The 16152-nt window shown below is 45.8% G+C and carries 1 protein-coding gene; it reads right to left on the reverse strand.

Features of this window, described 5'->3' with window-relative positions; translation table 11 throughout:
* Positions 1 to 46: 46 nt before the first annotated feature.
* Positions 47 to 16141: a non-ribosomal peptide synthetase gene (locus tag Q3W56_RS01670; protein ID WP_302894267.1), complete on the reverse strand. Its 16095-nt coding sequence runs from the start codon at positions 16139 to 16141 to the stop codon at positions 47 to 49.
* Positions 16142 to 16152: the final 11 nt, after the last annotated feature.

The raw sequence follows: 16152 nt of genomic DNA on the forward strand, positions 1-16152 counted from the left end.
TGCGGCAGCCGCGGCATTCGTGCCGGGACAGCCGCGCCGGCCATTATTAGAAATCCAATTCGATTGTGCTTGCGAGGTGTTTACTTTTGTTTACTTTTTCGGTTAATTGAATTTCTCTTAAAGGAATGGATGGATTTCGTAAAATCGCCGAGAGGATCATGACGTAATCCTTGGCCAATACAGCAATGGTTTTCTTTTTAAATAGCTTTGTGCAGTAATCAAAGCTGCCTTGTATCTCATCCTGATCTATTACAAAGGTCAGCTGTAAATCAAACTTGGCAGCCGTATTTGTTTGTTCATAAGGTCTGACGGCGAGAGAGTCTACCTCAATATCCGTTTGTTCCGTATTTTGCATGACAAACATCGTATCGAACAATGGATTGCGGCTTAAGTCCCGTTTTACACCCAGTTTTTCAACTAATTCTTCAAAAGGATACTCTTGATTTTCATAAGCCTTCAGCATTGTTTCTTTTGTTTCCGTTATATAATCCATAAATGTCTTTTCAGCCATCGGAGCGGTACGGATGGCTAATGTATTTACAAACATTCCGATGATATGTTGCAAATCTTCATGTATTCTCCCCGCAATAGGTGTACCGACGACGATATCATCCTGGCCGCTATATTTAGCCAGCAGTATGGAATAGGCCGAAAACAAAATCATATAAGCGGTCGATTCGGTCAATTCTTCCAGCTGCTTTACACCTTGGATGACAGTCTTATCGAGCACAAAATTGTGCCGCTTCCCATCGAAGCTTCTCACCGGCGGCCTTGCAAAATCTTTCGGCAGCTCGAATGACGGAAGCTCCTCATGAAATACACCCAGCCAATACTCTTCCTGCCTCTTGATTCGTTCTCTTTGCTCTTTTTGCAGCTTCCATTCAGTGAAGTCTTTGTATTGTATACGGAGCGGAGCTAACGCTCTGCCGTCATACAATTGAATCAGTTCTTCGACAAAAATATTCATGGAGGCGCCGTCCGTAATGATATGGTGCATGTCAAACATAAAAATATGCCGGTCTTGTTCCAACTCGATGAGTCCAGCCCGAAGTAATGGAGCCTGGCTGAGATCGAATGGCCGCACGAAGGTGCGGAAAAGTTCCTCAACCTCGTCAGGTGCTGCCTTATACCTTTCCATAGAGAACTCCATTTGCGGTTTGATCACCTGCACCAGTTCTCCGCGGATCATTTCAAATCCGGTGCGCAGCGACTCATGACGCTGGATCAGTCTTTGGAAAGCGATTTGTAAGCGATTCATATCGATTTTTCCTTCTAATGCAAGGATTCCCGGCATATTGTAGCTAAGTTCGCCGCCTTCGATTTGTGTTGACAGGTAAACCATCTTCTGCACGGAGGATACAGGATAGACATCTTTTTCTTTGGCAGCCGGAATATAATCCGATCCGCAGGCTTCAGCTTCAGCAATGGCCTTTGCCATTTCTTCAACTTTCGGATATTGAAATACTTCTCTTAATGAAATGCTTTTATTGAATTCCTTATGGATTTTGGCAATGAGCGTCATTCCCCGTAACGAGTGGCCGCCCAGATCAAAAAAGTTATCTTTCACGCCTATTTCTTTTACCTTCAGAACGTCTTGCCAGATGCATACCAGCTTCTCTTCCATACTCGTCCGCGGAGCGACGTAGTCAGTCCCGGTTTGCAAACCGACTTCAGGACTCGGTAATGCTCTTCGATTTACTTTTCCATTGGAGGTTAACGGCAGTTTCTCCAGCTGGATGAAGTATGAAGGAATCATGTAGCCCGGTATTTGATCAGCAAGTTTTTCTTTTAGCTGACTGATCGGCAATGATTGCTCCGCTGTAAAATAGGCATACAAATCGTTTTGTCCATCTGCATTTTCTTTTGACAGGACAACGGCTTCTTGAACATGCCCGATGCTTAGCAGAGCGGCTTCCACCTCGCCGAGCTCAATCCGGTAACCGCGTATTTTGACCTGATGGTCCATCCTTCCCGCATATTCAATGTTTCCGTCGGGAAGGTAACGGGCCAGATCACCTGTTTTATACATTCGTTGTTTCGTGTCATATGGGTGCGGAACAAATGTTTCGCGCGTCAAAGACTCCCTGTTATGATAACCTCTGGCTAAGCTGACCCCGGAAATACAAAGCTCACCGACGATCCCGACAGGCTGAAGCGTTCCGGCCTCATTTAAAATGAAAATCTCCGTATTTGAAATCGGTTTGCCGATCGGCTGAAGCTCCTGATTAATATCCGGATCAACGGTATACATGGTCACGACATGCGTTTCCGACGGACCGTAATGATTATGAAGAGTGACATGGTGGTGCGCCAGCATGTCACGCAGTATACTTGTTGCGATGAGCTGTTCTCCCGCTGCGATAATGTGATCCACGCACTCGGCGAACGGTTCGAAATAGTGTTTCTCCGAGCCAAGGAGCTTAAGGAACGCGGTCGGAAGAAATGCTGTTTGTACCCTGTGCGTTCTGACAAAATCATTGAACTGACGTATTTCCCGTTTTGCCTCATTGCTGATGATACAGAGTGTCCCTCCGCTTGAAAGCGCGGAGAAAATTTCTTGATAGCAGACATCAAAGCTCATGGCAGCAAATTGCAGCACTCTGTCAAAACGCAGCTGCGTATGGTCTCGTTCATATGCGAACAGATTCGTCATCGTTTTATGTTCTAATTGAACCCCTTTTGGCTTCCCTGTTGTACCAGACGTGTAAATGACGTACATTAAGTCATTTTCCGAATAGGAGAGTTGAAGATTATCTGTCCCGCCTTGATATAGTAACGGATCGTCAAGCAGAAGAACTGCCCCTTCAAAGAGCGGCGGAATGGCATGACCTGCACTAGTCAATAGCACACCGGCGCCGCTGTCTTTCATCAAAAAAGCCCGCCGTTCATCAGGAAGTTCCGGATCGATAGGAAGAAATGCTCCGCCGGCCTTTAATATCGCTAAAATGCCGATCATCATATTTGCTGAGCGATCCGTGAGAACGGCAACCACCTGATCTGTGCCTACACCCTTATCTTGAAGGACGCGCGCCAGCTGATTGGAACGTTCATTCAGCTGACGATAAGTCAGAGTCTGATTTTCAAACAGGACGGCTTCATGGTCTGGGTTAAGCCCAGCCTGCTGCTCAAAAAGTTGATGAATCGTTGGCGGAATACGTTTTTCTGCGGTTGCAGTATCGTTAAAGAGTTTCTGAATTTCACTCTTCTCTTCTCGGGTTATCATATTCAAATCAGCCAGCTCGGCCTCAGGTTGTTTAATAATCGAATCAATCAGCTGCGCAAAATGCCCCATCATACGTTCGATCGTTTCCGGTTTAAACAGAGCCGTCAAGTATTCCATCGTGAAATGAATACCCGAGTCTTCTTCCACAGCCGTTAAGGTTAAATCAAATTTAGCCATCGTATGTTCGCTTGGGTATGGTTTGAAAGTTACGTCATTTATATCTAACTGTTCCTGCTCCGTGTTTTGAAGCACAAACATGGTGTCAAACAACGGATTACGGCTCAAATCTCTGGCGATATTCAGTTGGTCAATCAGCGCTTCAAACGGGTAATCTTGATGCTCATAAGCTTTTAGGGCATTCTCCTTAACCTCGGACAGATACTGAGAGAACGTCTTCCCTTTTTCGGGGTAATTTCTCATCGCCAGTGTATTCACAAACATTCCGATAATGGGTTCCAAATCCGCATGCGGTCTCCCCGCAATAGGGCTGCCGACAATAATGTCTTCCTGGCCGCTGTATTTTGAAAGCAATAATGTATAAGACGCAAGGAGCACCATATATAAAGTAGATTCGTTTTGGGACGCCAACTGCTTTAACCCGGCGCTTTTTTGCTTATCAAGCGTGAAATGCATCGTAGCTCCCGCAAAATCCCGTGCCGACGGCCGTATATAATCTGTAGGCAGATGAAGGACAGGAACGTCGCCGCTGTACAGCTCTAACCAATAGGCTTCTTGGTTTTGGATCTGTTTTAACCGCGCTTCTCCGGTCTGCCATACTGCGTAGTCCTTGTACTGGATGCGCAGGGGCGGTAATGTCTCTCCTTCATAAATCCGAATAAATTCTTTAATCAATATGCTCATAGATGTTCCGTCAGAAATAATATGATGCATATCAAACAGCAGAATTCCGCGGTCAGGTCGAAGTTCAATCAGCCCCACACGAAGCAGCGGAGGCTTTTCCAGATGAAACGGGCGAATAAATTGGCGGATATAAAGGCCTGCATCATTTTCTTCTGCCTGATACCACTCTACTTCAAACTCTGCGTGATCCAAGACATACTGAACAGGTTCTCCGCCGGCCATTTTAAAACCGGTGCGCAAAGATTCATGACGTTGAATCAGTGCGAGGAAGGCTTGCTGCAGATTATCACGATCAAACTTACCTTCGACCGCCATCAGACCCAGCATGTTGTAACTGAGCTCTCCGCCTTCCAGATGATTGAGAATGTACAATCGTTTTTGCGCCGAAGATACCGGATAATATGGTCTTTTCTCAATTGCAGGAATCCCGGCATACCCGGTTTGCTCCATCGTCGTGATTTCCCGCGCGAGCTGTTCAATGGTTGGGAAACGGAACACGTTTCGCAAAGGAATTTGGACATGCAATTGCTTTTGTATCTTTGCAATGAGCGCCGTTGCCCGCAGGGAGTGTCCGCCGATATCAAAGAAGTTATCTCGGATCCCCACCTGCTCTAAACCGAGAACATCCTGCCAAATTGCTGCCAGATGGATTTCTGCCGAAGTCTGCGGCGGCACGTATTCTATGCCTCTGTCCCGCTTTTTGACCGGAGTCGGTAATAGCTGACGGTTCAGCTTCCCGTTTGGCGTCAGCGGTATCTTATCCAGCTGCACAAAATGAGCCGGTATCATATATCCCGGTAAATGCCGGGCCAGACTTTCGCGAAGTTCACTGATTTGTATTGGCTTATCCGCAGCATAATATCCGCATAGGTAAAACTCTCCATCTTTATCTTCAAGGGCAATTGCGGCGGCTTCTTGAATATCAGGAATGTTGAGCATTACCGATTCGATTTCACCGAGTTCAATCCGAAAACCGTGAATTTTCACCTGATGATCAATCCGGCCGATAAATTCAATATTTCCATCCGGCATAAGGCGGGCCAGATCACCGGTTCTATACATTCGGTCCGTCGGGACAAACGGATCGGCAGAAAATTTTTCATCCGTTAGTTCCGGCAGGTTCAAGTAGCCCCGCCCGACACCGTCCCCTGCAATATACAGCTCGCCTTGGACGCCCACAGGCTGCAACCGCTTTTTTGAATCAAGAATGTACATGCGGTTGCTGCCTAACGGCTTGCCTATAGGGACATGAATTTGACTGCGTCCCCAAGCATCGGCAGAACATTCAATGTTGAAAAGGGACGCATCTACGCAAGTTTCTGTAGGTCCATATACATTGGTGATGGCAGGCGCAGCGCCATAATCGTCGAATAATCGTATGAGCTGATTTACCGTTGTTTTAGAAAGAGCCTCTCCTCCTATTAAAAGGTGCCGAAGCGGGACTTCCTGCAAATCACCTGCAGCTATCAAGAGCTTTAAGTGGGCAGGTGTTCCGTCGGTTATGTCAATGCAATGCTGCCGATAGTAACGGCATAATGCTGCACCGTCTGACACGACTTCTTTAGGAGCAATAAACATGGTATGTCCTAACAACAAGGAAGCATACATTTGCTGAACAGAAGCATCAAAATAATATGGAGCAAGCATGGCTACATTCAGCTCAGCATCATAGGCAGAATAAACTTGGCGGCGAAGTCCTTCAATCAGGTGAATGACCTGGCGATGTTCAATTAACGCGCCTTTAGGCTTGCCCGTCGTACCGGAAGTATAAATGGCATAGGCCAGTTGACTCGACTGATAAGAGAGCGCAAGGCCGTTGTCTTTTTCGTGATAGGCATGTTCCTCTATGAGATCGATACATGTCCCTGGGAAGCCGATGTTATTCTGCAGCTTCTCACGATAAAGCAATACGCTGATGCCCGAATCACTTAAAATATAACGGATGCGTTCAGGCGGAGAATCAGGATCTATCGGCAAATATGCTCCGCCCGCTTTTAAAATCCCCAAAATGCCTACAATCATTTCCAGAGAGCGTTCAGTCATAATGCCGACAAGCTGATCCGCCTGCACTCCTTTTGCCTGCAAGGTTCGCGCTAGCTGATTGGATCGCCGGTTCAGTTCTCCGTAGGTTAATTGTTTACCCTCGAATACAACCGCCGCATGGTCAGGTGTACGATGCGCTTGTTCCTCGAACAACTCATGAATCGTTTGTTCACGTGGGTAATCCATCTCGTCAGATTGAATACGACTGAGCAGATGTTCTTTTTCTTGCTCAGTCAGAAGCTCCAATTCTTCTATTTTGACAGATGGTTGCTGCAATACTTGCTGCATGAGCTGTTCAAAATGCCCGCGGAGCCGCTCCACTTCTGATTTTTCATATTCGTTTTCATTAAAAACGAAATGGATGGCAAGCTTTTCGCCAGGAATGACAACCACATTCAAATCATAGTGGGAGTGTTCTTGCATATGAAAATTCATGATGTCCAGTCCCGCATCATGATGTCCTGCCTGTTCAACTTGTTGTCCTATCGGATAGTTTTCAAAGATCATGATATGGTCAATCAGGTTTTGCTTTTGTTCTGTTTTTGTCTGAATTTCATATAAAGGATAGGTATCGAATGCTTGGGAAGTCAATGCCTTTTGTTGAACCATTTGCATCGCTTCAGCAAAAGAGCTGTCCTCATCACAGCGGATGCGAACCGGAATGGTATTGATGAACAGGCCAATCATCTGTTCCACACCGGGGATTTCCGCCGGCCTTCCGGACACGACACTGCCAAATACAACGTCCCCGGACCCGCTGTATTTCTGTAATAAAACCCCCCACAATGTTTGGATCAACGAATTTAATGTCACTTGATGCTGATTTGCGATCTGCTGCAACCGTTTTGTCTGTTCTTGGTCTAATTCGCAGATCACATTGGCATAAGCATATGCTTTTTGTTCATTCTGCGGTCGTTTATGAAGAAGCCTGGTTTCACCTTTATACCCTTCAAGATACTCGCTCCAGTACCGTTTGGCCGCTCCCTGATCTTGGAGGTCAAGCCACTCGATATAGTCGCTGTAAGGAGCTGCAGATGGTGGTTCTGTTTCCCTGCCTTCTTGCAAGGCGCTATAATGCTCAAACACTTCCTTCGTGATAAGAGACAGGCACCAGCCGTCCATAACAATATGATGGAAGCTCCAAATCAAATGATATTTGCGGTCTTCCATACGGAAAATCGCTATGCGCATCAGCGGACCCCGAGCCAAGTCAAATCCTTTTGCATTGTCCTCTCTTTGATAGGCAGCGATTTTATCCTCACGCCGGTGCTCCTCTATGTCACGCAAATCTGCAAAATAAATTTGCGGTTTTTGTGTTTTATAGACGATTTGTAAAGGAGTATCGTTCCAGCCGCTGTAAAAACGGGTTCTGAGCACGGCGTATTTTTCAAATAATCGTTCCAAGCTTGCTTTAAACCAATCAATCTTTAACTCTCCCTGCAAATCGAACGATGCTTGTTCAAAATAAGATCTTGTGGCTTCATCCAGCAAGCTGTGGAAGAGCATTCCTTTCTGCATCGGAGTGAGCGGATACACATTTTCGATCTCACCTGAATGCGGCAGTTGAATGAGGAGCTGGTCCAATTCATCAATGGTCATGCCTTTTAACAAAATATCGCTTGGTGTCAGTTCCGATTGTTCTTTATGAACGCAATGCGTAATGATGGTCCGCAGGCAGCTTTGAATTGTTTCCGATAGCCGCTTAATCGTTTCTCTTGCGTACTGTTTGATGCTATAACTGATCGCAATCCTCAGCCGGCCCTCGGTTATCATTCCGTTTATATTCAATACATACGGTCTGGCTTGATTCCCGCTTGAGTCTGAACCGCAGGAGTAGGAGGATAATTGAATCGCATGCTGCTGCAAATCTTGGTCAAACTGCCCCAGGTAGTTAAAACTAATCTCCGGATTCAGTTTTGATGGCATTGACCCGCTTAAGTACCTTGCTATTCCATATCCGATCCCTTTATGCGGAATTTGGCGCAGTCCTTCTTTGGTCGTCTTGATATAATCAGAGATTTCTTTGCCTGGCTGCGCGTGAAGCACAACCGGATACAGACTTGTAAACCATCCAACTGTACGGGAGATATCCATATCTTGAATCGTCTGTTCTCTTCCGTGTCCCTCTAAATGTATCGGAATCTGTTCAAGTCCTGACCAATGCGATATGGAAAGACCCAGAGAGGTTAAAAGCAAATCGTTTATTTGAGTGTTATAAGCGCGATTCGCTTGTTTTAATAACAGCTCCGTTTCTTCTATAGTCCATTCCACGGTTTCTGTTTGACTGTCCTTTGAGGTCGTATGTGTTTCATGAAAATCCTTAGGCAGCGGTTTCACATCGGTTTGTTCGATCTCTGTCCAATATTCCTGTTCTTGTTTTATGGTTTCACTTTGCGCATATTCTGAAAGCCTCTTGGCCCATAATTGGAAAGAGTCTGTTTTTTGCGGCAGTTGAATCACTTGCCCGTCCTCAGCTTGTTTGTAGCCATTAGCCATATCATCCAATAAAATGCGCCATGAAACCCCGTCTACAATCAAATGATGGAGGGCAATCAGCAAGTGATCTCCATCTGCACATTGAAACAATCCGGCCTTCATTAACGGCCCGTCACATAAACGCATACAGCCTTGTATCTCATTAGCCTTGGCTTCAATTGTCTGCCCCGGGTCGGGTTCTGCCTTCAGATTCAGGACTTCAAGGTGGTACAGCCCGCTTTGAGCAATCTCTGCAATCTGTGCCTCGCACCCCTTTTCCGTCTGCTGGAACGTCATGCGGAGCGCATCATGATGTTCTGCAAGCTTTTGCAGGGTTTGACGAAGCGGCGTTTCCCGAAAACCTTCCGGTGCATACAGCATGACGGCTTGATTATAATAATGCGGTTCTATTGTTATGTGATCAAAGAACCAATGCTGAATAGGAGTCAGGCTGACTTTTCCTTTGACTTCACCCTGATCGGCTATACGCAGATTCTGCTTGATATGCGGACTCAAATCGGCAATCGTTGCATATTGAAACAAGTCTTTGATTTCCATTTTGTATCCGCTCTGTTTTAATCTTGATGACACTTGGATTGATTTAATAGAATCTCCGCCAAGGTCAAAGAAATTATCCAGAATACTGACGTTCTCTGCACCTAATACAGCTTCCCAGGCGGAAACTAATATTTCTTCCACTTTTGTTCGGGGAGCCTTATACTCTGCTCTGTCCTGCAGCCCGAAATCCGGAGCCGGCAGCCCTTTTCTGTTTATTTTTCCGTTGGAGGTTAAAGGCATTTCATCCAGCTCGATAAAATAGGCCGGAATCATATAACTTGCCAGAGTATGAGACAATTGTTTCCGGAGCCGGGAAACCGTTATTTGCCCGCCGCTCACGTAATATGCACACAATTGTTTAAACCCGTGGATATCTTCTCTAGCTGTAACAACAGCTTCCTTAATCGCTTCTTCTTGATGCAGTGCCGCCTCGATCTCGCCTAATTCGATACGGTAGCCTCTGATTTTCACTTGTTCATCCATTCTGCCCGCATATTCAATGTTTCCGTCAGTCAGCCACTTCGCCAAATCTCCGGTCTTATACATCTTGGCTCCGGGTTCAAACGGGTCATCGACAAATTTCTCTGCCGTCAATTCCGGCCGGTTCAAATATCCTCTTGCCACACCGGCGCCGCTGATATAGATTTCTCCTGGGACACCGACCGGCGCGGGTTTCATATTCTCATCCAGCACATAAATACTCATGTTTGCTGCAGCCGTTCCAATCGGTACCGATTCCCGCATGTCCTTCACGGCATCGTAACGGTAAATCATGCAGCCGACAACGGTTTCCGTCGGTCCGTACTCATTGCATATTTCAATTCGGCCTTCGAACTGTTTATGAATACTTTGGGCTAACCGGGTGCTTAGATTCTCCCCGCCCACAATCATTCTTCGGACAGCCGTTTTATCGGCGATATTCATTTCTTTCAAAACCTGTAAATGGGCCGGCGTCAATTTAATGATATCCACCCTCGGGTCCTGCACAATCGATGCAAGCAGTGCTGTTTTGTCCTCTCCGTCATAGACGATGATCGTATTGCCTGTGACAAGCGGTGTGAAAATAGAAGTCACCGTTAGATCAAAAGAGATTGACGAATACAACGGGAAGTTGGTTTTCTCGCCTTTTACATAAACCTCTTTCGCCCACCAAATATAATTGGTCAAGCCTCGGTGCTCGATTAATACGCCTTTTGGCCGGCCTGTGGAACCTGACGTATAAATGACATATGCCAAATGGCTAGCATCACTTATCGGTGCAAGGTCAGAGTCATCTTGGTGATACGAGCTTTCATCATCCAGTAAAACCGTGACGCCTTCATAGGCAAGCTGCTCCCTGACATCTCGCTGCATCAAAACGATTCCGGCTTGAGAGTCATCCAGCATATACCGGATGCGGTCTTGTGGATATTCCGGATCTATAGGGACGTAGGCTCCGCCTGATTTTAAAACGGCAAGGATCCCGACTACTGATTCGATACTGTTTCTGCTGATGACAGCCACAGGATGATCCGTCTGCACGCCCTTCGCTCTTAACGTTCGCGCCAGTTGGTTTGCCCGCTTATTGAGCTCTCCGTACGTGAGATCCCTGTCCTTATCGATGACGGCCGCTTGATCGGGCGTACGCTGCGATTGTTTTTCAAATAATTGATAAACCGTCGTCTGCGGAAATGGTGCAGCCGTGTCGTTAAGAGTATGAAGAAGGGTTCTTTTTTCGTTTTCCGTTAACAATTCCACTTGCTCCACCTGGATATCCGCATCTGTCATGACTTGATGCAAGATTTGCATGAAATGTTCCCGAATCCGCTCTATACTTGAGCGATCATACACACTGGCATTGTATTCAAAATAGATGTTCATCGCTTCGCCCGGTACAACGGTCAAATGAAAATCATAGTTGGTCTGTTCTTCCATTTGCACGTTGGAAATTGTGATGGATGATCCGTTTTGCCGGCCTATGCTTTCCATATACTGATCAACAGGATAATTTTCGAATATCATTAAATGTGTAATTAAATCTTGCTTTTGCGTTGTACGTGCTTGAATATCGTATAGCGGGTACGTCTCAAATTTTTGAGACGCTACTGCTTTTTCCTGCGCTTCTTTCATGAGTTCGGTAAACGTTGTCCCGGCTTCACATCGGATCCGGACGGGAATGGTGTTAATGAATAAGCCAATCATAGTTTCCACGTTTGGAATTCCAGCCGGTCTTCCGGATACAACACTTCCAAAAACAACATCTCGGCTTCGGTTATATTTCTGCAGCAAAACCGCCCATGCCGTCTGCAGCAGCGTGTTCAGCGTGACATGGTGTTTGCCGGCCGTCTGCTTCATTTTCAAAGTGAGGTCGGTGCTTATTTCACATGTCACTTTCTCCGGAATGTATCGCTCATCTTCCGCCGCATGGTGATCCTTAGGTAGGATGGTTTGCTCTTCATATCCCTCCAAATACTGATCCCAATAACGCATGGCCTCTTCTGCATCTTGCCGGCCGAGCCATTCAATGTATTGACTGTACGGAGTAATCGACGGTTGTTCAAGCTGCTTTTGCTGAAGCAAGGCAAAGTAATGCTCGAATATTTCTTTTGTAATCAGCGGCAGGCACCAGCCGTCCATCAAAATATGGTGAAAACTCCATATAAAACGGTATGTCGTGTCATCCGTACGAAGAATGAGTAACCGCATTAACGCGCCTCTTTCTAAGTCAAACCCCTGTAACTTATCTCTTCTGGCATATTCCTGAATCATCTCTTCTTTTTGTGATTCCTTCATCTCACGTAAGTCAATGAATTCAAAACCGATCTTTTTCGTTCTGAATATGATTTGCAACGGCTGATCTTTCCAGCCTCTGTAAAAATTCGTGCGGAAAATATCATATTTTTGTGATAAGCCATCCAAGCTTTTCGAAAATGAGTCAATATCCAGATCTCCATGCAGATCAAACATCGTTTGCTGAAAATAGGCACCTGAACTGGGGTCAAACAAGCTGTGAAACAGCATACCCTTCTGCATCGGTGTTAATGGATAAATATTTTCTGCTTCGCCCCATTCACGCGTCTGCTCCAAGAGCTGTTCCAGTTCGTCTATTGTGATATCTTTTAACAGAATGTCACTTGGCGTCAGGGTAGTCTGCTGCTGGCTTACGCAATGCGCAATGACTTCTTGCAGACTTTCTTTCAAATTTCGTGCAAATTGCGCCATAGTCGATCTTTCGTATTGTTTGTTGCTGTAGCTCAGTGTTATCGATAATTTCCCTTCAGCAATCATGCCGTTCAAATCAAGCACGGCCGTTCTCTCTTGGTTTTCATTCATCGATAACCCTGTGGAAAAAGGCGATATGCGTAAAGCTTGATGCTCCAGATCTTGGTCAAATTGCCCCAAGTAATTAAACGATATTTCCGGATTCAGCTGCAGACTGGCGGCTTCCGCACGCCCGGATACATATTTGATGATGCTGTAATTCATTCCTTTATCAGGAATACGGCGCAGTCCTTCTTTGACGATCTTAATCCGCTGCGACAGATCTTTTCCGGCTTCCATCCTCAGTACGACAGGGTACTGGCTTGTAAACCATCCTATCGTCCGGGAAATATCTGCATCCGGAATAATCGGTTCTCTCCCGTGGCCTTCCAAATTCACGAGAATGTCTTCTATGCCAGTCCACCTGTGAACGGCAAGTCCTAATGAAGTCAGCAGCAGATCATTGATCTCCGTGTTGTAGGCGCGATTCGCTTGTTTTAATAATTGCTCTGTTTCCTCTTTTGTCCATTGAATCGTCACTTCTTCGCTGTCTCTTAATAACGAACCTTTGCCGATGTTGTCCTTGGGCAATGGCTGCGGTTTCATGCTTGACAGCTCAGTCCAATAAGCAATCTCCTGTTCCATGTCGGTTTCCGCCGCATACTTGGACAATTGATCCGCCCAGAATGGAAATGAATCTGTTTTTTGCGGGAGGCGGATCGTTTGTCCGCGCTCTGCCTGCTCATAACCGCTTGCAAAATCCTCAAGTAAAATTCGCCAGGATACTCCGTCAATCGTCAAGTGGTGAATTGCAATCAGCAAATGATCTCCGTCCGGACATTGGAACAAACCAAGCTTCATCAAAGGCCCTTTTTCTAATACCATGCTGCTTTGAATCTCATTCGCTTTATCGGCAATTGCTTGAGCCGGATCTGTGTCCTCTTTATAATTCATCACTTCCAGATGGTATAATTCACTTTCATCCGTGCCTGTAATTCGCGGAGCATATCCATTCGGCGTTTTTTCAAAAATCATCCTCAAGGCATCGTGATGCGAGGCGATGCGTTCCATCGTCCGGCGAAGCAAAGCCTCTTTAAAGCCTTCCGCCGAATATAACATGACGGCCTGATTGTAATGGTGTGCATTCGGCATTTTTTGTTCAAAAAACCAATGCTGAATCGGGGTCAGACTTGTCCTGCCGTTCACTTCCTCTTGATCAGCCATTCTGCCGAGCGGCACTACAAACTGACTTAGTTCAGCAATCACGGGGTATTTAAACAGATGCTTCATATCCACCTTGTAACCGGCTTGATACAACCTCGAAGACACCTGAATTGATTTAATCGAATCTCCGCCAAAATCAAAGAAATTATCCAGAATTCCTATACGTTCTGCTACTAATACTTCTTGCCAGATAGACGCCAGCAGTTCTTCTGTTGAGTTTCGCGGGGCTATGTATTCGTTATCCGTCCGCGTTTTTTCTTCGGCAGCAGGCAAAGCCTTCAAATCAATTTTCCCATTGGAAGTGAGCGGTATGTGTTCCAAATGGATAAAATAGGAGGGAATCATATAATCCGGCAGTTTACGGGACAAATCGTCTCTGAACTGCGCAACGGACAAAGAAGGCTCGCCGACATAATAGGCATACAATTGCTTGGCTCCGTCTTCGGCTTCCCGCGCAACGACTGCAGCTTCACGAACTTTTTCAAGATTGCACAAGGCTGCCTCTACTTCGCCGATTTCGATACGGTAGCCACGAATTTTCACTTGAAAATCGATTCGCCCTAAATATTCGATCCTTCCATCTGGCAGCCATCTGGCGAGGTCACCCGTTTTATACATCTTTTGACCAGGGAGGAGCAAATGCTGAACAAACTTTTCTTCCGTTAATTCAGGCTGATTGAGGTAGCCGCGGGCCACGCCGGCTCCACCGACATACAGCTCTCCAGGTACGCCGATCGGCTGGATTTGATGGTGCGCTCCTAAAATATAGGTTTGGTGGTTGGCCACCGGTTTGCCGATTGTGATCTGTTCATCAGCGGACTGGACAGGGTGAAATGTAGATACCACGCTATTTTCTGTCGGTCCGTATTCATTATTGATTCGGATGTGAGGCTGCAGAGAATATAGCTTCTCAACTGTATCTAGTTCCAGCTGCTCACCGCCTACAACAACATGCTGAACATGAATGAAGTCCTCTGCATTCATCTGTTCGATCATCGTTTTCAGAAGACGGGGAGAAGTTGAAAAATGTGTAATCCTCTCTTGTTTCATGGCATTTTGAATGGCGAAAAGGTCTTTATTCTCTTCGTTCGGCAAAAGATGCAAGGTTGCACCCGAGATTAGCGGGCCGAAGAAATTTAAAATGAATGCATCAAAAACATAGGGATACAAGACAAGCACTCGATCCTTGGCAGAATGCTTGGAAAACGCCTTTTTCCACTGGAGCGAGTTCACAATGCCGCCGTGTTCAACCATGACCCCTTTCGGCTTTCCTGTTGTGCCCGAGGTGTAAATGACGTAGGCTAAATGGTTGTGTTCCGCTATGGGTGATAACAATGAGCAATCGGCATGGTAAGATGCTTCATCATTCAGATCGATTGTCGGTCCGTCAAAGGTGAGGATGTTTTTCAAATGGCGCTGAACAAGGAGAACATCTGTATTCGCATCATGAAGCAAATATTGAAGCCGCTCTTTTGGATATTCAGGGTCCAGGGGCACATAAGCGCCCCCCGCCTTCCAAATGGCTATAATAGACACGATCATCTCTAATGAACGATCAGCCAGAATGGCGACTAACGTATCGGCTTGAACTCCGCAGTTACGCAATGTTCTTGCCAAACGGCAGGCCTGTTCATTCAATTCCCTGTATGTCAAATGGCAGTTTTTGAACTTGACGGCTGCATGATCAGGCGTTCTTTCTGCTTGCTCTTCAAATAACTGATAGACGGTTCTGCTCCCGGAATAATTTGCGCTGGTGTCATTAAAATCAAATAATAGTTTCTGTTTTTCCGCTTCGGGTATGACCTCTGCCTTATGGATCGCAGCTTGGGGCTGAAATAAGATCACAGACAGCAGTTGATCCAAATGAGATACAATTTGATCCATATAGCGCTCATTGTACAGATTGCCGTTATAAAAAAGCTTCAAATGAATCCCGTTGTTCTCCAAATCAAAGTGAAACAGCGTATCGGTTGCAGCATCTTCTTTAAATTGCAAGGAATGAATTTCGTTAAGTGAAACGACGGTATGAATCAACGGCATATGCTCATCATTGTATTGCACGTTCAGATGCTGAACCATTTTTCGAAACGGCAGGTTTTGATTTTTTAGCGAATCATTAACGGCTTCTTTCAGTTGCTCGAATACGGTTTTAAACGTGCTCTGGCTTGAAAGCGTATTTTTCAAAAGGACAATGGTGTTAACGGCTGACTGGCTGCTTTTTTGCTTCGATACCGTTGGAATGCCAAGAATCAGCCCCGTTCGATCCGTATATTTATACAACAAGCATTCAATCCCTGCCAATAAAATCAAATAGGCTGCCATTTCAGAATGATTAGACATTGTGATTATTCTTTGGGATACTTCCGGAGATAAGGAACGGCAGATGCATTTTTCCTGATAGCCGGTACGGGCCAATGGCGCCTTATCTGCTGCTTTAAAGTAAGGGAATGCGCTTAGGCTGTCATCTTCATCAAACAGGTTATCCCAGTATGTTTCCTGATTTTTAAATACCGACATTGGAGCACCTC

The sequence above is a fragment of the Bacillus sp. C28GYM-DRY-1 genome (genome assembly GCF_030519405.1).
GTDB lineage: Bacteria > Bacillota > Bacilli > Bacillales > Bacillaceae > Bacillus > Bacillus spizizenii_A.

Excerpts from the sequence above, each read along its gene's own strand:
- Q3W56_RS01670 (WP_302894267.1), bottom strand. The coding sequence starts at position 16,141 with ATGTCGGTATTTAAAAATCAGGAAACATACTGGGATAACCTGTTTGAT.